An 18,699-nucleotide genomic window follows, 5' to 3' on the forward strand; every position below is an offset into this window, starting at 1 on the left:
TTATTTTCGGCAAGGCCGTCAGCGCGGCGGAGTAGCCCTTACTCCACCCGCCTCACCGGCAGGACGAAACGCTCGTCGTCGTCGCCGATGAGCGCCTCGATGCGGTAGGTGTCGCGGAGGTTCTGCGGCGTCAGCACGTCGCCCGGCGCGCCGTCCGCCTTCACCTGGCCGTTGTCAAGCAGGATCAGCCTGTCGCAATAGCGCGCGGCGAGCGAGAGGTCGTGCAGGACGGCGACGACCGTTCGGCCTTCATCCGCATAGGCGCGCAGAACTTCCATGATGCGGATCTGGTGATAGGGATCGAGCGCGGAGACGGGCTCGTCCACGAGCAGGAGGGGCGCCTCGACCGCCAGCGCGCGGGCCAGCAGCACGCGAGCCCGCTCGCCGCCGGACAATGTCAGCACATCGCGGCCGATGAATTCCGCAACGCCCGCAAGCGCGATGGCGCGGGCGATGGCGGCTTCGTCGGCGGCACTCGCACGATGAAAAGGCTCCAGATGCGGCAGGCGGCCAAGCGCGATGAGGCGCGATACCTCGAGCGGCCAGTGGCTGCCCGCACCCTGCGCGAGATATGACATCGCGCGCGCGCGGGACCGTGGGCTCAGGGCGGAGACCGGGTTTCCGTCCAGCGTGACGCTGCCGGCAAAGGGAATGAGGCCGGCGACGGCGCGGATGAGCGTCGTCTTGCCGACGCCGTTTGGACCGATGAGGCCGACGAAGCGCGACCCTTCGACGCGAAGCGAGACGCCGCGAATGATGCGTGCGGCGCCCAATGAAGCATGAAGATTTTCGACGGCGAGGCGCATCAGGAAGCCTCCCTTCGCGTACGGAGAATGAGCCAGAGGAAGAAGGGAGCGCCGACAAGCGCGGTGACGACGCCGAGCTTCAGTTCCGGCCCATCGACCGGGAGACGCACCAGAAGGTCCGCCGCAAGGACGAGCGCCGCGCCGCCAAAGGCGGAGGGAAGAAGGAGCGAGGCCGGACGCTGGCCGACAAGCGGACGCATGAGATGCGGCACCACGAGACCGACGAAGCCGATGACGCCGGTGACGGAAACGGCGGCGCCGACGGCGAGCCCCGTGCCAAGGATGGCGCGCAGTGTGACCGACTTCATGGAGAAGCCGAGCGTCGCCGCCGTGTCCTCGCCGAGCGAAAGCGCATCGAGCGCGCGCCAGGAGGACGCAACGAGAAGCCAGCCCGCGCCCATGAAAGGCAGAACGAACCAGACCTGCGTCATGCTGCGATCGGTCAGCGAGCCCAGCATCCAGAAGACGATCTCCAGCGCGGCATAGGGGCTCGGCGCGAGATTGAGCGAGAGCGAGGTGAGCGCGCCGGCAAAGGCGGAAATCGCCACGCCCGCGAGAATGATGGTGACGATGGACGGATTGCGGCCCGCGAGCAGATAGAGCACGGCGAGCGCCACGAGCGCGCCGGCAATGCCGCCGAGGGGAACGAGCATGACGGTCGCCAATCCGATCGAGCTGAGAGAAAGGCCCGAATAAAAGACGAGCACGGCACCGAGGGCCGCGCCGCCCGACGCGCCGATGAGACCCGGCTCGGCTAGCGGATTGCGCAGGAGGCCCTGAAGCCCCGCGCCCGTGAGGCCAAGCGAGGCGCCGACAAGGAGACCGAGCAGCGCACGCGGCAGGCGGATTTCCGTCAGCACCAGCCAGGCGATGTCGCGGTCCATTTCGGCGACGGTTGCGAACTTGTCCATCAGAAGATCGCCGCCGCGACCGACATAGACGGAAGCGGCGAAAAGGAAAAGCGTCAGCGCGGCGAGGGCGATGTTCACCATCCATGCGTTCGCGTGGGTCTTCATCGGTGCCCCCTCCCCACACTGACTTCGGCCGTTTGCCCCTCCCCTCGTGGGAGGGTGGACGAGGAACGGGTCATCGCGTCGTGCGTGGCAGCGAGGCGCGAGGCGATGACGGCGACGAAGCGCGTGCTGCAGGTCCAGCCGCCAGCGTCGAGGCGGACCTCCCGGGCATAGCGTTCGCGATAGAGGCGAAGCGCCGGGTGCTCCAGCACGGCGTTGGCCTGCGACGGCGCCTCCGGACGGTAGATGCCGAGGGCAATGAGCTCGGGCCGGTAGGCGATCACGTCCTCGATGCCGGGATAGGCGAGGCCCACCACATTCTCTTCCGTGACGACATTGCGGAAGCCTGTGAGCGAGAGGATGCGACCGAGGATGGAGTTCGGCGTCGCCGCGCTGCCGAGGTCCTGGTAGAGGATCGCGGTGGGCGCGTTCGCGCTTTCGCGCCGCGCCGCCGCCGTCTCCGCATCGAAGCGCGCGATCACCTCCTCGCCCTTCTCCTCGCGCCCGAGGGCGGCGGCGACGGTGCGGATGTTTTCGCGGATGTCCTCGAAACTGCGCGCATCCTTCACGGTCGCGACCGGGATGTTCATGCGGGCGAGGAGATCGAGCGTGAAAGGCGAGGTCCACTCATGCGCGAGGACGAGATCGGGCGCGAAGGGAAGAATGTCCTCGATACGGCCGTCATTCGGCGGCACATCAGCGAGAAGCGCGGCCACGGGCGAATCCTCCGGATCGCGACCGAGGCGAAAGACGGATTTGAGCGTGCCCGGCGCGGCGACATCGGCTGCGACGATGTCGGAGCAGAGGTTGATGGAGACGACACGGGACGGCGCTTCCGCCCGCGCGGGCACAGCCGCGAGCAGGCAGGCGAGAAGCGCCAAAAGGCCGATTGAAAATCGTGTCATCGTTCTATTCTCGTATTCGGCTCGCTGCCGGGCGCGGAGTGTAGACGCTCGGGCGCGGCGGGCAAGAGCCGCAAAATCCTGCCGCACGGCCTGCAAAATGCACTAGAGTTGCCGAAAACAGAACCGACAGGGAACGGAATGCTCACGCTTTATCACTGCAACGGTGCGCGCTCCATGCGCTCGCTCTGGCTGCTTCATGAAATGGGGATCGAGTTCGAGTTGAAGGAGCTTCCCTTCAGCATGGAGGGATTGCGCACGCCGGAATATCTCTCCATCTCGCCGCTCGGCCGCGTCCCCTGCCTTGTCGATGACGGGGTATCGGTGTTCGAATCCGGCGCCATCGCGCAATATCTCGGCGAGCATTACGACCCGGAGGGAAAGCTGCACCGCGCGCCCGGCCATCCAGAACGCACCGAATGGCTGATCTGGCTCCATTATGCGGAGACGATAGCCGTGCATGGCGCGAGCCTCGTGCAGCAGAAGGTTTTCATCGCGAAGGAAGACCGCTCACCCGTGGTGCAGAAGCTCGAATCGCGCCGGCTCGAGAAATCGCTCGAGGTGGTGGACGCGCATCTGAAGGACCGCGACTACCTGCTTAAAAGCGGGTTCAGCACGGTGGACACGAATGTCGGCTACAGCGTGCACCTCGCGAAGGGCTTTGTGAGCCTCGATCCCTTCCCGAATGTCGTGAATTATTACGAGCGCATCTCCTCGCGGCCCGCTTTCAAAAAGGCGGCAGCGAACGTGCCGCTCGACGAGCAGGCGCGCGCCTAGTCGAGACGCGGTACAACTTCCATGACGGGCTTCGGCTCACGTTTCTCCGTGAAGAGGCCCCAATGGGCCTCTTCCGGGTGGTGGCCTGCAACCGCGCTCTCGTCGTAGACGCGCCAGGGAGCATCGAAGGCCGAGAAATATGCAAAGGCGAGATGGCGGGATGGCGGCAACTGCCTCGCGAGCTCGACATAAAAGTCGCGCTGCCTTTCAGGTGTGAAGCCTTCCTCCGCCGGGGCGGTGGGCACGCCCGTTTCCTTGACGAGGATCGGCCCGCAAAAAGCCTCCGCCGCGAGGCGCCTGCCCGCCTGCACCACGAAATCCGCCCAGTTGAAGGGCGGCGCGTCCTTGAACCAAGGTTCGAAGACGGGGTGGATGTTCACCGCCATGAAATCGAGCTTCGCGAGGACGGGCTTCGCCTCCGGATCGTCGAGGAAGGTCGCGAAGGGTTCGGTGACGGTCAGAGGAAGCGACGGAGCCCTGTCGCGGAACTTGCCAATGGCACGCGCATATCCCTCCCATGTGCCGCGGCGGCCAAAGACGATCTCGTTGCCGAGCGAAACGCCGACCACGATGTCTGGATGGTTCTTCCACGCGGCGAGCGCGTTTTCGACTTCGCGGTCGTCATCGGGGTTCCAGATGCCCATGACGACGGCGCGGAAGCCCAGTTCCTTCGCTATGCCGGGGATGAGTTCCGCGCCACTGTGTGAGCCGTAGGTAACGAGGCCGTCGAACCAGGGACGCAGCGTCCGCAAATCCTCGCGGATCGAAATCTCGCTCGCCTGAACCGGATTGCCGTCCCAGACCGCGAGTTCCACCGGTTGATAGGCGGCGAAGCGGCCGCCAGTCATCGCATCCGACAGGAGGGAGAGGGCGGGCGCGGCCTCCTCGCGCGTGACGCAGACAGGCTCGGCCCAAGCGGGCGACGCGAGGAAGAAGGCGATGAAGGCGGCGAGGATTATACGCATGGGACAATAGCTAGACGGCCATTGTGACATTTTTGGGAGCATTCGGCGCCGCACCGGAATGCAAAAACCCGGCTCCTCACGGAACCGGGTTTTCGTGACTTCAAAAGCGCGTAAGGCAGCGCCTCAGATCGCTTCCTTCAGGTCCTTCGCAACGCGGAAAGCAACCTTCTTGGAGGCCTTGATCTTGATGGCTTCGCCGGTCGCCGGGTTGCGGCCCATACGGGCGGCGCGCTTGCGCACCTGCAGAATGCCGAGACCGGTCAGACGGACCTTGTTGCCCTTCTTCAGGTTCTTCACCGTCAGTTCGACGAAGTCGCCGAAGAGTTCGGTCGCCGCCTTCTTCGACATGCCGTGCTTCTCGGCAAGTTCGGCGATCAGCTTCGACATCGGCACCGTCGGCGCCGTGGCGGTCTTCTTTGCAGCAGCGGCAGCAGCAGGTGCCTTCGCTGGTGCCTTGGCGGGTGCCTTTTTGGCAGCGGGTTTAGTGGCCATGTTTGAATTCCCTCGGATAAGTTCGAGATCGAGTTTCACTGAGTCGCGCGATTCGGCCAAGCGATAAGTTCATATCTGGCGGGCATCGGAGCGAAAAACTGTTGAAAAGTGCCTGTGGCGCGGGCATTTCGCGCCCGCGGCCATGCAAACATGTCAGTCGAAAGCCTCGTCCCAGGTGCCGCGCGTCGATGCCTTCGAGTATTCGGTGGCACGATTCTCGAAGAAATTGGTGTGCTCGATGCCGTTCAGCATCTCGTCCATCCAGGGCAGCGGGTTCTTTTCCGTGCGGTAAATGGGCTGGAGATTGAGCTGCACGAGGCGACGGTCGGCGATGTAGCGGATGTAATCCTTCACTTCCTGCGCCGAGAGACCTTCGACGCCACCCATTTCGAAGGCTAGGTCGATGAAGGCATCCTCATGATGGATGATGGTCTCGCAGGCCTTGTAGATGTCGTTGCGGAGCCGGTCGGTCCAGATTTCGGGATTCTCGTCGATGAAGGTGCGGAAAAGCTTCATGGCGGAAACCGTGTGAAGTGACTCGTCGCGGGCCGACCATGTCACGATCTGCCCCATGCCCTTCATCTTGTTGAAGCGCGGGAAGTTCATGAGGATGGCGAAGGAGGCAAAGAGCTGGACGCCTTCCGTGAAGCCGCCGAAGACGGCGAGCGTCTTGGCGATGTCTTCCTTGGTGTCGACGCCCCATTCCTGCATGTAGTCGAACTTGGTCTTCATCTGCTCGTATTTCAGGAAGGCCTCGTATTCGGCTTCCGGCATGCCGATCGTGTCGAGCAGGTGGCTGTAGGCGGAAATGTGGATCGTCTCGATGTTCGAGAAGGCGGCGAGCATCATCTGCACTTCGGTCGGCTTGAAGACCCGCGAATAATGCTTCATGTAGCAGTTGTTCACCTCGACATCGGCCTGCACGAAGAAGCGGAAAATCTGCGTGAGCAGGTTGCGCTCGCCGTCGGTGAGGTTTTTCGACCAGTCCTTCACGTCGTCGGCCAGCGGCACTTCCTCCGGCAGCCAGTGGATGCGCTGCTGCGTGAGCCAGGCTTCATAGGCCCAGGGATAGCGGAAGGGCTTGTAGACGTGGCGTTCTTCGAGAAGGGACATGGGACGGGCTCCCGGTTCTTTGGTTCGGCATCATTGCGAGGAGGCTTTGCCGATGAGGCAATCCGGTTCCGAGATTGCCGCTTTATGGATTGCTTTGCTTCGCTCGCAATGACGAGACTGGATTTCAGAGACAAGAATGGCCCGGCCTTGCGACCGGGCCATGATTTCACAACCTCACTGACAGGCGAGGCATTCTTCGTATTTGTTCTCTTCCTGCGCCTCGGCCGCGACCCGGTCGAGGGTGAGCACGTCGAGCTTCTTCGCGGGCACGAGCGAAATCACTTCCGCCTTTTCCGCGCGCTGGATCGAGAGCGAGCGGCAGTAATAGAGGCTCTTCACGCCATGCTTCCAGGCCATCATGTGGAGGCCGTGCAGGTCGCGCTTGTGAACGTCGGCGGCGAGGAAGAGGTTCACGGACTGGGCCTGGTCGATCATCGGCGCGCGGTCGCCCGCGTGCTCGATGACCCAGCGCTGGTCGAGTTCGAAGGCCGTCTTGAAGACGTCCTTTTCCTCGTCCGACAGGAAATCGAGATGCTGGATCGAACCGCCGCTCGTCACGATGGAGGACCATGTGTCGTCGTCGTTGCGGCCCTTCTGTTCCAGCAGCTTCGTCAGGTGACGGTTGCGGACGTTGAAGGAGCCGGACAGCGTCTTGTGCGTGAAGGAGTTCGCCGCGATGGGCTCGATGCCCGGCGAGGTGCCGCCGGTGATGATCGAGATCGAGGCGGTGGGCGCGATCGCCGTCTTGTTGGAGAAGCGCTCGTCGAAGCCGTATTCGGCGGCATCCGGGCAGGCACCGCGCTCTTCGGCGAGCTTCCTCGATGCCGCGTCCACACCTTCCTTGATGCGGGCAAACATGCGCTTGTTCCAGACCTTCGCCATGACGCCTTCGAAGGGGATCATGTTGGCTTGAAGGAAGGAGTGGAAGCCCATGACGCCGAGACCGACCGAACGCTCGCGCGCGGCGGCGTATTTAGCACGGGCCATTTCGCCGGGAGCGCGGTCGATGAAGTCCTGCAGGACATTGTCGAGGAAGCGCATCACGTCCTCGATGATGGTCGGGTGGTCCTGCCACTCATTATAGGTTTCGAGATTGAGCGAGGAGAGGCAGCAGACGGCCGTGCGCTGCTCGCCATGCTGGTCGATGCCTGTGGGCAGCGTGATCTCGGCGCAGAGGTTCGAGGTCTTGACCTCGAGGCCGGCGAGCTTGTGGTGCTCGGGACGCGCGTTGTTCACGGTGTCCTTGTAGACGATGTAGGGTTCGCCCGTTTCGATGCGCGAGGTGAGCAGCCTGATCCAGAGCGAGCGGGCGGAGACGGTCTTCTGGACCGTCTTGTCCTTGGGCGAGAGCAGCGCCCATTCGGCATCCGCCTCGACGGCGCGCATGAAGGCATCCGACACGAGAATGCCGTGATGGAGGTTGAGCGCCTTGCGGTTCGGATCGCCGCCGGTCGGGCGGCGCATTTCCATGAATTCCTCGATCTCGGGATGGTCGATCGGCAGGTAGACCGCCGCCGAACCGCGCCGCAGCGAACCCTGGCTGATGGCGAGCGTCAGCGAATCCATCACGCGGATGAAGGGAATGATGCCGGAGGTCTTGCCGTTGCCGCCGACCGTCTCGCCGATGGAGCGCAGATTGCCCCAATAGGAGCCGATGCCGCCGCCCTTGGCCGCGAGCCAGACATTCTCGTTCCAGAGGCCGACAATGCCGTCGAGGCTGTCGCTCGCCTCGTTCAGGAAGCAGGAAATGGGCAGGCCGCGCTGCGTACCGCCATTGGACAGGACGGGCGTCGCCGGCATGAACCAGAGCTTCGAGATATAGTCGTAGAGACGCTGGGCATGGGCCGCGTCGTCCTTGTCGGCATAGAAGGAAGCGACGCGGGCGAACATGTCCTGATAGGACTCGCCGGGCATCAGATAACGGTCGCGCAGGGTCGCCTTGCCGAACTCGGTCAGCAGCGCATCGCGCCCATGATCCACCTTCACGCGGGGCCGGCCGCCAAGCTGGACGGCCTGATACTGATCACCGAATACCATTTCGGGCTCGGCCGCGCGCCGCGATTCAGCGCGCACGCGGCTCACCGCCCGTTCGCCCGTGATGATTGCCGATACGCTGGCCTCAACCTCACTCATATCTACCGCTTTCGACGTGTCGTTCAGCATGTTCTGGTCCCCGGTCTGCCCTGCTTCGCCGCATCTCAGCGGGCAAAAAATTCCTATCCGGCGAGCGGGTGGCCACTCGCCGTCTTTCTGCCCTCTACACCGGGCAGGACTCGCTTGATTCCGAGATTGCGCCGCCGCTCGAGAAGTTCCCCCGCGAAGCGCGGCGCGTCCAGATATAGTATCCGTCTGTTCCCCGAGGTCAATCGGTAGTGTGGGACGAGAAGCAAAAAAATGGTAAACGCCGCACCCGCAAGCTGGCGGCGCAGCGAATTTTCGATGCATATTCAAGGAGTTGATTCAGCCCCCGCCGCGTACCAAGGACAGCCCATGCCCGACACCACCGCCGACCGCCGCCCTCTCTACCCCGAGATCGAGCCCTACCGGACCGGGACGCTGAAGGTCTCCGATTTGCACACGATCTATTTCGAGGAGAGCGGCAACCCGAAGGGCAAGCCCGTCATCATCGTGCATGGCGGCCCCGGCGGCGGAACGAATCCCACCATGCGGCGAACGCATAATCCGGACGCCTATCGCATCATCCTGTTCGACCAGCGCGGCTGCGGAAAGTCGACGCCCCATGCCGAATTGCGCGAGAACACGACATGGGACCTGGTGGCCGACATGGAGCGCATCCGCGCGCATCTCGGCATCGGCAAATGGCAGCTCTGCGGCGGCTCATGGGGCTCGACGCTGTCGCTCGCCTATGCCGAAACGCATCCAGAACGCGTCACCGAGATCATCCTGCGCGGCATCTTCACGCTGCGGAAGCGCGAGCTCGACTGGTTCTATCAGGAGGGAACGGACGCGCTCTTCCCCGATGCCTGGGAGGGCTTCGTCGAGCCGATCCCCGCGGCCGAGCGCGGCAATCTGATGGCGGCCTATTACAAGCGGCTCACCGGCGGCAACGAGGCGGAAAAGATCGCCTGCGCCAAGGCATGGAGCATCTGGGAGGGGACGACGCTGTCGCTCTATTCCGACGCCGAGCGCGTGAAGCGCTTCGCCGACGGGCACTTCGCCCTCGCCTTCGCGCGGATCGAGTGCCACTACTTCATGAACAAGGGATGGTTCGAACCGCAGGACCAGCTCATCCGCGAGGCGGGGAAGCTGAAAGGCATTCCGGGCGTGATCGCACAAGGCCGCTACGACGTGGTGACACCGATGTTCACAGCATGGGAACTTGCGAAGGCTTGGCCCGACGCGGAGCTCAACATCGTGCCGGATGCCGGCCACACGGCGACGGAGCCCGGCATTGTCGATGTGATGGTGCGCGCGAGCGACCGCTTCGCGACGCTCTGATCGCCCGCGATGCGCATTCTCTATCTCGTCAACGCTCTCGATTCCCCGCCCGGCGTGCTTCTCGACGAAGCAAGGAACGCCGGGGCGGAGGCACAGCTGATTCACACGGTGGAACGGCGCGACCTGACGACGGGCGAGGTGCGCGACGTGCCGGCAACGGATGAAGCATTTGACGCGCTTGTCGTGCTGGGTGGCGCAATGGGCGTTTACGAAGAGGCGGCCTACCCTTTCATCGGCCAGGCGCGAGAGCTGGTGCGGCGCTTTCACGAGGCGGAAAAGCCGGTGATGGGCGTCTGCCTCGGCTCGCAGATCGTGGCGAGCGCTTTCGGCGCGCCGGTTTACAGGATGAAGGAGAAGCTCGAAACCCACGAGGAATGGGGTTTCCTGCCGCAGACATGGGAGGCCGCCGCCTCCGGCGATCCGTTGCTCCACGACGCGCCACACGGGCTGCGCATCATGCACTGGCATGGCGACACTTTCGATTTGCCAGAGGGCGTTACGCGGCTTGCAACGCGCGAGACCTGTCCCAATCAGGCGTTCCGCGTGGGCGGCAAGACCTATGCCTTCCAGTTTCATCTCGAAGTGACGCGGGAGATTCTCGACGGCTGGTCGGACTACCGCGCCAACGCATTACAGGTGCCACGCGAGGAGATCGCCGCGCTGATCGAGCCGCAGATCGCGGCATCGCTCGACGCGCAGGAAGAGTTCGCCCGGCGCGTCATGCGGCGCTGGATGGGGCTAGCGGAGTAGCCTCTCCAGTTACAACAATTCGTCACGGCCCGATTTATTCGGGCCGTCCACGTCTTTGCAGCAATCCCGGAAAGAGGAAACACGTGGATGGCCCGGACAAGCCGGGCCATGACGCCGTGATAAACGAAGTGCTCAGAAATTCACGCGCCGCGAGATGGCACCGTCGACCACGAGGTTCGTGCCGGTAGTGAAGGAGGAGGCGGGGCTCGCGAGGAAGACGGCGGCGTTGGCGATGTCCTGCGGCGTCGCCATGCGGCCGGTGGGGTTGCGCGACATGGCCTGCTTGAACATGTCGGGCATATGCTCCTCGACCATGTTCCAGACGCCACCCTTGAAATAGACCGTGCCGGGAGAGACCGTATTCACACGGACATGGGCGCCGGCATGCTCGCGGGCGAGACCCTTCGCCAGATGGATCTGCGCGGCCTTGAGCGCGCCATAGGCGCCGCCGCTGTCGCTTTCGGCGGCGGAAATCGAGGAAATGAAGATCGCGGAGGCATCTCCCGACTTCTGACCCGCCTCCTTGAGGAAGGGGAGCGCCGCGTCGAATGCGTGGACCGCGCCCAGCACGTCGATCTCGAAACAGGCGCGCCAGCTCTTCTCGTCATTGCCCTGCGCGAGCGCGCTCGCATTGGCGATGATGATGTCGAGACCGCCAAGTTCCTTCGCCGCTTCGGCGATCCACTTCTTCAGGCCTTCGCCGTCGGCGATGTCGGCTGTGCCGCCTGTCGCCTTCACGCCCTTCTTCGAAAGCGCGGCGACGGCCTCGTCCACCTGGTCCTGATGGCGCGCGCAGATGGCGATATCGGCGCCCTCGCCTGCCAGCGTTTCCGCGATGGCGCGGCCGATGCCGCGCGTGCCACCCGTGACAATCGCCTTCTTGCCCTTGAGACCGAGATCCATGACGCATCCTTCCTTTGGAAAATTTCGCTGGCGGCGACTGTAGACCGCATGGCTTCGAGGTCAATCCGGTGGATGGCTATCAGAAAGGTCCTCGGGGATCGTCGGCAATGAAGAGAACCCGCAGGGAGCGGAGCGCCTCTCGCGCACGGGAGCGGAGCCGTGTCACGAATTTTTCCTCCTGAGGCGGATCGAGATCGAGGCCGACCTGGCGCACCGCACCGTCCTGCACCTGTAGTGCCGCAAGCGCCACGCCGGCGACGCGCGTTCGCGCGCCTTCCTTGATGTCCTTGCCGAGGCGGGAGCGCATGAACTCCTCAAGCGACAGCGCGCGCTCCTCCGGCTCAAAGTCGAGGCCGTACAAATCGGCGACGAGGGCAGCGCTTGCCGATCCGTCCAGAATGAAGTCGACCGTGCCGACATCCTTCGCGCGGGTGCGCGCGCGCCGAGCACCGAACAGGCGATCGAGCGTCGGGATCATGCCGGCGGTGGTGAGGATCATCACGACATCGCCGGGCTTGACGCCCTGGTCGAGTCCCTCCGTCCGCACCACGCCGTCGCGCATCACCGAGATCACAGTCGCGCCGACCGGCAGCGGCAGGCGGTTGATGCCGCGCCGGAGCAGAAGGCTCATCGGATCGACCGTGTAGGCGACGACGCTCTTTCCCTTGCCGGCCGGCAGATCGAGTTCGACGCGGCGGTCCGGCGCCGGGCGCGGCGGCAGCTCGACATCGGCGGCGCGGGCGACAAGCGGCACGGTCCAGCCCTGCAGGATGAGGGAGACGAGAACAATCACATAGGCGATGCTGAAAAGCGTCTCAGCGCCTTCGACGCCGGAGAGGACAGGGATCGTGCCGAGGAAGATCGGGACAGCGCCGCGCAGGCCGACCCAGGACACGAAGGCCGTCTCCTTCGGACTGAAGCGGAACGGCGCCAAACACAGCCAGACGGCAGCGGGGCGCGCAACGAGGATGAGGATGAGCGCCACGGCAAGCGCCGGAAAGAAAAGCGGCAGAAGCGCGGACGGCGTGACCAGCAGGCCCATCATCAGGAACATGCAGATCTGCGACAGCCAGGCGACGCCATCCGAGAAGCGGGAAATCTCGCTCGTTGCGCGGTGCGGGTTGTTGCCGATGGTAAAGCCGACGATGTAGACCGCGAGGAAACCGCTCGCCTCCGCCGCCTGCGCCACTGCAAAGACGAGGAGCGCCAGAGCGCCGGCAAGGATCGGATAAAGTCCGGCGGAAAGCTGCAGCCGGTTCACCGCCCGCAACACCAGCGCACCGCCCGCGATGCCGAACAGAACACCGCCCAGCATCTGCCAGAGGAAATCGAGCAGGAAGCCGGCGGCATCTTCCCAATCGGCGATGCTGTGGCTTGCGGTGGCAATGCCGACGAGCGCGAGGGTCAGGAAGATCGCCATCGGATCGTTGATGCCGGATTCGACTTCGAGCGTCGCGGCGACACGTGCCTTCAGACGAAGGCCGCGCAGATGGAGAAGGAAAAAGACCGCAGCGGCATCGGTCGAACCGACGATCGCGCCGAGCAGGAAAGCCTCCGCCCAGCCGAGCCCGAAGAGGTACTTGGCGGCCAAGCCGGTGGTCGCTGCCGTCAGGACGACACCGATGGTGGCGAGAGCAAGGCTCGGCCCAAAGGCACGGTTCAGCGCGTCGCGGTGCGTGCGCAGGCCGCCATCGAAGAGGATGAGCGCCAGCGCGAAGGAGCCGACCAGATAGGCGACGGCGAAATCGTCGAAGACGATGCCGCCGGGGCCGTCCTCGCCCGCCAGCATGCCGAAGGCGAGGAAAACAAGCAGCAGCGGCGCGCCGATCCGCGAGGACAGAACACCCGCAAAAATCGAGAACGTGATCAGACCCGCAGAAACCAGAATGATCTGGTTGGCAAAATCCATGCGATGACACCAATACTCATGCGGGTCCCGCCGACCGCAGGGCCGACTGCATGGGCATTGCGGCCAATCGGAACAGAAATCCCTCGAATCACGAAAAAGCGCTGAGGATGAGTGTACCCCAAGGAGCCCGGGATTGCCCGCGCCGCCGCGGTTTCGCTGTTCGCAGATGCGCAGGCGGCGCTGACAAATTGTCTGTGACGGCACGCGCCATTGCCCCTATTCTCGGGGGAAACAAGCGGCATCGCCGAAAACAATAAATGGAGGAATGGGGATGGATCTCGCCATGCGGCCCGAGGATGTCGCGTTTCGCGACGAGGTGCGGGCGTTTCTTGCGGAAAACCTGACGGACGACCTGAAAGCCCATGCGCGGCTGACGCCGGGCATTCTGGCCGACCAGGATCTGCGCGTCGAATGGCTGAAACGGCTCCACAAGCGCGGCTGGGCCGCGCCGAGCTGGCCGAAGGAATATGGCGGGGCGGGCTTCAACGTGATGCAGCGCTTCATCTGGGCGTCCGAATGCGCCGCCGCCGGCGCGCCCGTGAGCTCCAATATGGGCCTCAGCATGGTGGGCCCGACGCTGATGGGACATGGCACGGACGAGCAGAAGGCCTATTACCTGCCGCGCATCCTCGACGGGACCGACTGGTGGTGCCAGGGCTATTCGGAGCCCGGCTCCGGCTCGGACCTCGCAAGCCTGCAATGCCGCGCGACGTCTGATGGCGACGATTACATCGTCAACGGCACCAAGCTCTGGACGACAGGCGCGCATCAGTCGAACAAGATGTTCTGCCTCGTGCGCACCGACCCCAATGCGGCGAAGAAGCAGGAAGGCATTTCGTTCATCCTGATCGACGAGTTCCCCGCCAAGGGCATCAAGATCGACCCGATCATCACGCTTGCGGGCGATCACGAGGTGAACCAGGTCTTCTTCGACGACGTGCGCGTGCCGAAGAAGAACCGCGTCGGCGCCGAAAACAATGGCTGGACGGTTGCCAAGTACCTGCTCGAATTCGAGCGCGGCGGCGCGGCACATGGCGCGAACCTGCGTAACGCGTTGAACAAGCTGCGTGTGGTGGCGAGCACCGAACACAGCAGCGACGGCTCGAAGCTGATCGACGATCCCGCCTTCCGGCGCAAGCTTGACGAAACCGATGTGGAAGTGACGGCGGTGGAGTTCACCGAGCACCGCATCATGTCGCAGCTCTCCAACGGACAGAACCCGGGCGCGGCCGCCTCCATCATCAAGCTCCGGGGCGCGGACACCAACCAGAAGATCACCGAACTGGCCGTGGAGGCGATTGCCTATTACGCGCAGCCGGACCTGATGGAAGCCCGGACCTGGGGCGCAAACGTGCCGCCGGTCGGGCCGGATCACTCGCTGATGGTCGTGCCGAAGTTTCTCAATGCGCGTGCGCAGACGATTTTCGGCGGATCGAACGAGGTTCAGCGCAACATCATGGCGAAGGCGGTGCTGGGGCTTTGAGCCTCAGTCTCCCACCGCCACCTCCGGGTCGCGGCCGACGGCCATGCGGTAAGTGAGACGCGCCAGCTCCTTCGTGAGTTCGGCGCGTTTTCTTTCGCTCACGTCGAGAAACGCGACTTCAAGGATCGCGTTGTAGAGCATCTCGGAAATGAGCCAGGTGTCTTCTTCGGGCATCGGCAGGTCGAGCGCGCCTGCGGCACGGATGCGCACGCGCTGAGAGAGGGCCGCGAGTGCCGCACGCGTTTCCACCACGGCGGAGAGTAGAGGCACGAAGGGAACCTGCCGGAGCAACACGCGGAAGACGTCACGCTCCTCGACGAGCGATCCGACGGCGCGGCGCGTCATATGCACGACGGCAGGCCAGGGCTCCAGGCCGGAGGCTTCCGAAAAGGCCTGCTCCATGTTCGCCTCGACCCGCGCCATCAGACGGGCGGCGAGCTCGGCGACGACCGCCTCCTTGTTGGGGAAGAATTCGTAGAGCGTCGCGATACCGACACCCGCCTGCTCGGCGATGCGGTTCGTCGTCAGCGCTTCGTAGCCTCGCTCCCGCAAAAGCCGAGCAGCTGCATCGACGATGGCGTCGAAATTCGCCCTGGAGCGGGCCTATTTTGGCCGCTTTTTCGGTTTCAGATCAGGCATTTGGCGACTTTCAGCGGTTCCCTGGCAAGGGCGGCTGGAGGCTATCCCAAACCCGAGTTTTCCGAGCAATTACTTGGATTATATTCATGGCGGAGACGGAAGGGCAAAAAGGGAGAGAGGCGTCCATGTCAGTTCACAGCGACACCGCACCGGCATTGAAGCGCGACGGCGCAGAAGCGGCCGCACAGCGCGACTACAGCAGCCCGATGCCGCGCCTCGATTTCTCCAAGCCGGAGGGCGATCCCGGCCTGCTCGGCCCCGGATCGATGGGCTGGAAAGTGAGCGCGAACCCGATTGTCAGCGCGGTCGGCGGCATCGCAGCCGTCATTCTGGAGCTTGCCGAAAAACATGTGCGCGCGGGCGTGTGGGACCATTCTACATTCAAGGTCGATCCGATCCGCCGGATGGAGCGCACGGGCATGGCGGCGGCGGCCGTCACCTACGGTCCCACAAAGATGGCGGAGATGACGTTTCAGCGCGTGACGCGCATGCATGAACGCGTCACGGGAACGACGCATGACGGGGACGCCTATCGCGCGATGGACCCGGGGCTTCTCGCCTGGGTACATGTGACCGCGGCCTGGGGGTTCCTCAATGCCTACAAGCGCTATGGCGATCCGACGCTCAGCCGTGAGGACGAGGACCGCTATTACCGGGAAGGCGAAGCGATCGGCAAAGGCTTCGGCGCGGAATGGGTGCCGGCCTCCAGGGCGGAGATGGACGCCTACATGGCCGAGATGACGCCGCGACTTTATGCGAACGACACCGTGCATGAGTTTCTCGAGCTCGTGCGCAATGCAACGCCGCTTGGCAGCGTCGGCAAGCCCGTGCAGCGGCTCATCACGCAGGCAGCGATCGATCTGCTGCCGGATCATCTGCAGAGGCAATGCGGCGTCGCGGTTTCCGCAGCGGCAAGGCCGATGGTGCGGCCGGCGGTGCGGGCACTCGCCAACACGGCGAGCTTTGCGATGCGTTTTGCGACGAGTTCACCGGCGCATCAGGCTTGCCGCCGCATGGGAGTCTCGACAGACTGTCTGCGCTGACCACCGACACGAAACAGAAGCAGAAAAATGAATCTCGATCTCACGCCGGCGGACGCCGCCTTCCGCGACGAAGTGCGCGCCTTTCTCGATGAAAACCTGACGCCGGAACTGGCGCAGGCGGGCAAGCTCACGACATCGGTCTTCACCGACAAGGAGTGGAATCTCGCCTGGCAGCGGATTCTCTACAAGAAAGGCTGGGTGGCGCCGAACTGGCCGGTCGAATATGGCGGCACGGGCTGGACCGAGATGCAGAAATATATCTGGGCGTCCGAATGCACACGCTACGGCACGCCGAACCTGTCGCCCATGGGGCTTCGCATGTGCGGACCCATGCTGATGAAGTTCGGCACGAAGGAACAGAAGGACTATTACCTGCCGCGCATGCTGGCGGGCGAAGATTACTGGTGCCAGGGCTATTCGGAGCCGGGCGCGGGATCGGACCTCGCCTCGCTGCAGCTGAAGGCGGTGAGCGATGGCGACCACTATGTGTTGAACGGCACCAAGATCTGGACCACGCATGCGCATTTCGCGAACATGATGTTCTGCCTTGTGCGCACGGATGCGAGCGGCAAGCCGCAGCAGGGCATTACGTTCCTTCTCCTCGATATGACGACGCCCGGCATCAAGGTCGAGCCGATCATCACGCTCGCGGGCGAACATGAAGTGAACCAGGTTTTCTTCGACGATGTGCGCGTGCCGAAGAAGAACCGCGTCGGCGCGGAAAACGAGGGCTGGACGGTCGCGAAGTATCTTCTCGAATTCGAACGCGGCGGCGCCTTCGCGGCCTCGCTCGAAGTCGGCATCGAAAAGATCAGGGAAGTCGCAGCGAGCGAAAGGTCGGACGACGGGAAGCGGCTCATCGACGATGCGACATTCGCGCGCAAGATCGCCGAGGCCGCCATCGAGGTGAAGGCGATGGAGATGACGGAGCACCGCGTGATGGCGGAGCTTGCAGGCGGCAAGAACCCCGGCCCTGCCTCCTCCATGCTCAAGACGCGCGGCACGGAAATGCGCCAGCGCCTCGACGAAATCGCCATCGAGACCATCGCCTTCTATGCAGGCGCCGACCAGCATGATGCGCGCATGCCGGGCTCCAATGTCGATCCCATCGGCCCGGCGGAAGGCATGGTCTTCATGCCGACCTACCTCAACAACCGCGCCGCTTCGATCTATGGCGGCTCGAACGAAGTTCAGCGCGGCATCATGGCGAAGCTGGTGTTGGGGCTTTAGGAGCAAACCTGATTCATCGCATCCCCATACGCGTCATGACCCGCTTCAGGCGGGTCATCCACGTCTTCCTTTCGTGAACGTCGCCAAAGACGTGGATGGCCCGGACAAGCCGGGCCATGACGACTTAGGTAGATAATTTGCGCCGGTACAGAAACCGGTCCATCCTAGGTACGAACCGCTCCTCGACGAATCCCGCTTTCTCCAGCACACGCATGGAAGCGATATTGTCCGGATGCGCGAAGGCTCTCACTTCAGGAAGATTCAGCTCGCGGGCTACCGTTAGCGAATAGCGCGCCAACTCGGTTGCATATGCTCTTCCGCGAACATCCGGCAAAAAGTGATAGGCGATTTCCGGACCCCAACCTGTATCGAAGGGGTCGTCATAGAGCCCACCGAATCCAATCACGCGACTGTCCGCCTTCTCTAGGACAACCCACAAGGCGTAGCCCAACTTTCTGCGCTGGCATTCATTCGCTGCGATGTGGCGACGGCATTCACGTAGCGACTCGATGTTGAACGTGTAGGGGCGCGATTTCCTGTCGCCGAGAATCGGCATGAGCGCCGAAGCATCCGCAAGTCGCGCCGGGCGTAAGCGGAGCCGCTCGGTTTCTCGATAAGCAGTCGGACCGGCCATCGGCTTCAAGCCTTCCGCGCGATCAGCAATGTCGTCGTCTGAGTGAAGATCGTCTCGTCGTTCTGGTTCATCAGGATGTGGCGGTTCTTCACGACGCCTCTGTCCGGCTTCGAGGAGGACGGTTTCGTCTCGATGCATTCGATGACGAGGCGGAGCGTGTCGCCGAGCTTGGCCGCTTTCAGGAAACGTACCTCGTCATAGCCGAGCGCGCCGATCACCGCCGTTTCCTCGGGCAGGCGCGACGCAAGCCAGAGCACGACCGCCTGCACATGCGTGCCGCAGGCCGTCAGCGTGCCGTAGACGGACTTCGCGGCGGCGGCATCGTCGATATGGAAGGGCTGCGGGTCCCATTTCGTCGCGAAAGAGACAATCTCGTCCTTCGTCATTTCATAGCGTGCGGGAATGTCGTGGCGCTCGCCCACAACAAAATCGTCGAAGTAACGCATGTGGTTCCTCCCGTTTTCTTCAGCATACATGCCGTGAAGAGCGGCGCGAAGAAAGCAAGACGTGGATGGCCCGGTCAAGTCCACTGCTGTCCGGTTTAAATTTTTCCGGGCTGGTTCAAGGCTATGACTTTGCGA

The 18,699-nt window shown here is 63.6% G+C and carries 18 protein-coding genes; 6 read left to right on the top strand and 12 right to left on the bottom strand.

The features are described 5' to 3' along the window. Window positions 1–38: 38 nt before the first annotated feature. From ACKUUH_RS13525 to ACKUUH_RS13535, 3 genes are read right to left on the bottom strand one after another with little or no spacing between them, the layout of a single operon-like run. Window positions 39–806 (bottom strand): ABC transporter ATP-binding protein, encoded by a 768-nt coding sequence (locus ACKUUH_RS13525; protein WP_407950441.1) that lies wholly within the window; start codon window positions 804–806, stop codon window positions 39–41. Next, window positions 806–1,822, bottom strand: coding sequence for a FecCD family ABC transporter permease (locus tag ACKUUH_RS13530; protein WP_407950442.1), 1,017 nt, complete (start codon window positions 1,820–1,822; stop codon window positions 806–808). The genes ACKUUH_RS13525 and ACKUUH_RS13530 overlap by 1 nt, the downstream gene beginning before the upstream one ends. After that, window positions 1,819–2,724 (bottom strand): ABC transporter substrate-binding protein, encoded by a 906-nt coding sequence (locus ACKUUH_RS13535; RefSeq protein WP_407950443.1) that lies wholly within the window; start codon window positions 2,722–2,724, stop codon window positions 1,819–1,821. The genes ACKUUH_RS13530 and ACKUUH_RS13535 overlap by 4 nt, the downstream gene beginning before the upstream one ends. 138 nt (window positions 2,725–2,862) lie before the next feature. On the opposite strand from ACKUUH_RS13535, the gene ACKUUH_RS13540 reads away from it, so the two are divergent. Continuing rightward, window positions 2,863–3,498 carry a glutathione S-transferase family protein gene (locus tag ACKUUH_RS13540; RefSeq protein WP_322312221.1) on the top strand — a complete coding sequence of 212 codons (636 nt, stop codon included), beginning with the start codon at window positions 2,863–2,865 and terminating at the stop codon, window positions 3,496–3,498. Here the strand turns inward: ACKUUH_RS13540 and ACKUUH_RS13545 are convergent. From ACKUUH_RS13545 to ACKUUH_RS13560, 4 genes are all read right to left on the bottom strand, one after another. Continuing rightward, window positions 3,495–4,463 carry a hypothetical protein gene (locus tag ACKUUH_RS13545; RefSeq protein WP_407950444.1) on the bottom strand — a complete coding sequence of 323 codons (969 nt, stop codon included), beginning with the start codon at window positions 4,461–4,463 and terminating at the stop codon, window positions 3,495–3,497. The two genes, ACKUUH_RS13540 and ACKUUH_RS13545, sit on opposite strands and share 4 nt — an antisense overlap. Window positions 4,464–4,586: 123 nt before the next feature. Next, window positions 4,587–4,955 carry an HU family DNA-binding protein gene (locus ACKUUH_RS13550; RefSeq protein ID WP_407950445.1) on the bottom strand — a complete coding sequence of 123 codons (369 nt, stop codon included), beginning with the start codon at window positions 4,953–4,955 and terminating at the stop codon, window positions 4,587–4,589. A gap of 153 nt (window positions 4,956–5,108) precedes the next feature. Next, window positions 5,109–6,068: a ribonucleotide-diphosphate reductase subunit beta gene (locus ACKUUH_RS13555; RefSeq protein WP_407950446.1), complete on the bottom strand. Its 960-nt coding sequence runs from the start codon at window positions 6,066–6,068 to the stop codon at window positions 5,109–5,111. A 174-nt stretch (window positions 6,069–6,242) separates the two neighbouring features. Further along, window positions 6,243–8,231, bottom strand: a complete 1,989-nt coding sequence (locus ACKUUH_RS13560; protein ID WP_407950447.1) for a ribonucleoside-diphosphate reductase subunit alpha — start codon at window positions 8,229–8,231, stop codon at window positions 6,243–6,245. A gap of 327 nt (window positions 8,232–8,558) precedes the next feature. Here ACKUUH_RS13560 and pip point away from each other — a divergent pair, with 327 nt between their 5' ends. Continuing rightward, a complete protein-coding gene (pip, locus tag ACKUUH_RS13565) occupies window positions 8,559–9,527 on the top strand; it encodes a prolyl aminopeptidase (protein ID WP_407950448.1) in 969 nt (322 codons plus the stop codon). Between the two features lie 9 nt (window positions 9,528–9,536). Continuing rightward, window positions 9,537–10,277, top strand: a complete 741-nt coding sequence (locus ACKUUH_RS13570) for a type 1 glutamine amidotransferase (protein ID WP_407950449.1) — start codon at window positions 9,537–9,539, stop codon at window positions 10,275–10,277. A 132-nt stretch (window positions 10,278–10,409) separates the two neighbouring features. On the opposite strand, the gene ACKUUH_RS13575 is transcribed toward ACKUUH_RS13570, so the two are convergent. Next, window positions 10,410–11,180, bottom strand: a complete 771-nt coding sequence (locus ACKUUH_RS13575; protein ID WP_407950450.1) for an SDR family NAD(P)-dependent oxidoreductase — start codon at window positions 11,178–11,180, stop codon at window positions 10,410–10,412. Between the two features lie 79 nt (window positions 11,181–11,259). Next, a complete protein-coding gene (locus ACKUUH_RS13580; RefSeq protein WP_407950451.1) occupies window positions 11,260–13,089 on the bottom strand; it encodes a potassium/proton antiporter in 1,830 nt (609 codons plus the stop codon). Window positions 13,090–13,360: 271 nt separating this feature from the next. Here ACKUUH_RS13580 and ACKUUH_RS13585 point away from each other — a divergent pair, with 271 nt between their 5' ends. Further along, on the top strand, window positions 13,361–14,572 hold the full coding sequence (locus ACKUUH_RS13585) for an acyl-CoA dehydrogenase family protein (protein ID WP_407950452.1): 1,212 nt from the start codon (window positions 13,361–13,363) through the stop codon (window positions 14,570–14,572). A 3-nt stretch (window positions 14,573–14,575) separates the two neighbouring features. On the opposite strand, the gene ACKUUH_RS13590 is transcribed toward ACKUUH_RS13585, so the two are convergent. Next, window positions 14,576–15,148, bottom strand: a complete 573-nt coding sequence (locus ACKUUH_RS13590) for a TetR/AcrR family transcriptional regulator (RefSeq protein ID WP_407950458.1) — start codon at window positions 15,146–15,148, stop codon at window positions 14,576–14,578. Between the two features lie 188 nt (window positions 15,149–15,336). On the opposite strand from ACKUUH_RS13590, the gene ACKUUH_RS13595 reads away from it, so the two are divergent. Both ACKUUH_RS13595 and ACKUUH_RS13600 read left to right on the top strand, forming a co-directional pair. Then, entirely contained in the window at window positions 15,337–16,254 is a 918-nt protein-coding gene (locus tag ACKUUH_RS13595) for an oxygenase MpaB family protein (RefSeq protein WP_407950453.1), read from the top strand. A 27-nt stretch (window positions 16,255–16,281) separates the two neighbouring features. Beyond that, the gene (locus ACKUUH_RS13600; RefSeq protein WP_407950454.1) at window positions 16,282–17,484 is read left to right on the top strand and encodes an acyl-CoA dehydrogenase family protein; all 1,203 of its coding nucleotides are present in this window, start codon (window positions 16,282–16,284) and stop codon (window positions 17,482–17,484) included. 124 nt (window positions 17,485–17,608) lie between these two features. On the opposite strand, the gene ACKUUH_RS13605 is transcribed toward ACKUUH_RS13600, so the two are convergent. Further along, a complete protein-coding gene (locus ACKUUH_RS13605) occupies window positions 17,609–18,118 on the bottom strand; it encodes a GNAT family N-acetyltransferase (RefSeq protein WP_407950455.1) in 510 nt (169 codons plus the stop codon). Between the two features lie 5 nt (window positions 18,119–18,123). Further along, entirely contained in the window at window positions 18,124–18,564 is a 441-nt protein-coding gene (locus ACKUUH_RS13610; protein WP_407950456.1) for a MaoC/PaaZ C-terminal domain-containing protein, read from the bottom strand. Between the last annotated feature and the right edge of the window lie 135 nt (window positions 18,565–18,699).

Source organism: Parvibaculum sp., assembly GCF_045863935.1.
Lineage (GTDB): Bacteria > Pseudomonadota > Alphaproteobacteria > Parvibaculales > Parvibaculaceae > Parvibaculum.

Bases quoted from the DNA above. Each gene is read 5' to 3' on its own strand.
- ACKUUH_RS13525 (WP_407950441.1), bottom strand. From the start codon at position 806: ATGCGCCTCGCCGTCGAAAATCTTCATGCTTCATTGGGCGCCGCACGC.
- ACKUUH_RS13530 (WP_407950442.1), bottom strand. From the start codon at position 1,822: ATGAAGACCCACGCGAACGCATGGATGGTGAACATCGCCCTCGCCGCG.
- ACKUUH_RS13535 (WP_407950443.1), bottom strand. From the start codon at position 2,724: ATGACACGATTTTCAATCGGCCTTTTGGCGCTTCTCGCCTGCCTGCTC.
- ACKUUH_RS13540 (WP_322312221.1), top strand. From the start codon at position 2,863: ATGCTCACGCTTTATCACTGCAACGGTGCGCGCTCCATGCGCTCGCTC.
- ACKUUH_RS13545 (WP_407950444.1), bottom strand. From the start codon at position 4,463: ATGCGTATAATCCTCGCCGCCTTCATCGCCTTCTTCCTCGCGTCGCCC.
- ACKUUH_RS13550 (WP_407950445.1), bottom strand. From the start codon at position 4,955: ATGGCCACTAAACCCGCTGCCAAAAAGGCACCCGCCAAGGCACCAGCG.
- ACKUUH_RS13555 (WP_407950446.1), bottom strand. From the start codon at position 6,068: ATGTCCCTTCTCGAAGAACGCCACGTCTACAAGCCCTTCCGCTATCCC.
- ACKUUH_RS13560 (WP_407950447.1), bottom strand. From the start codon at position 8,231: ATGCTGAACGACACGTCGAAAGCGGTAGATATGAGTGAGGTTGAGGCC.
- pip (WP_407950448.1), top strand. From the start codon at position 8,559: ATGCCCGACACCACCGCCGACCGCCGCCCTCTCTACCCCGAGATCGAG.
- ACKUUH_RS13570 (WP_407950449.1), top strand. From the start codon at position 9,537: ATGCGCATTCTCTATCTCGTCAACGCTCTCGATTCCCCGCCCGGCGTG.
- ACKUUH_RS13575 (WP_407950450.1), bottom strand. From the start codon at position 11,180: ATGGATCTCGGTCTCAAGGGCAAGAAGGCGATTGTCACGGGTGGCACG.
- ACKUUH_RS13580 (WP_407950451.1), bottom strand. From the start codon at position 13,089: ATGGATTTTGCCAACCAGATCATTCTGGTTTCTGCGGGTCTGATCACG.
- ACKUUH_RS13585 (WP_407950452.1), top strand. From the start codon at position 13,361: ATGGATCTCGCCATGCGGCCCGAGGATGTCGCGTTTCGCGACGAGGTG.
- ACKUUH_RS13595 (WP_407950453.1), top strand. From the start codon at position 15,337: ATGTCAGTTCACAGCGACACCGCACCGGCATTGAAGCGCGACGGCGCA.
- ACKUUH_RS13600 (WP_407950454.1), top strand. From the start codon at position 16,282: ATGAATCTCGATCTCACGCCGGCGGACGCCGCCTTCCGCGACGAAGTG.
- ACKUUH_RS13605 (WP_407950455.1), bottom strand. From the start codon at position 18,118: ATGGCCGGTCCGACTGCTTATCGAGAAACCGAGCGGCTCCGCTTACGC.
- ACKUUH_RS13610 (WP_407950456.1), bottom strand. From the start codon at position 18,564: ATGCGTTACTTCGACGATTTTGTTGTGGGCGAGCGCCACGACATTCCC.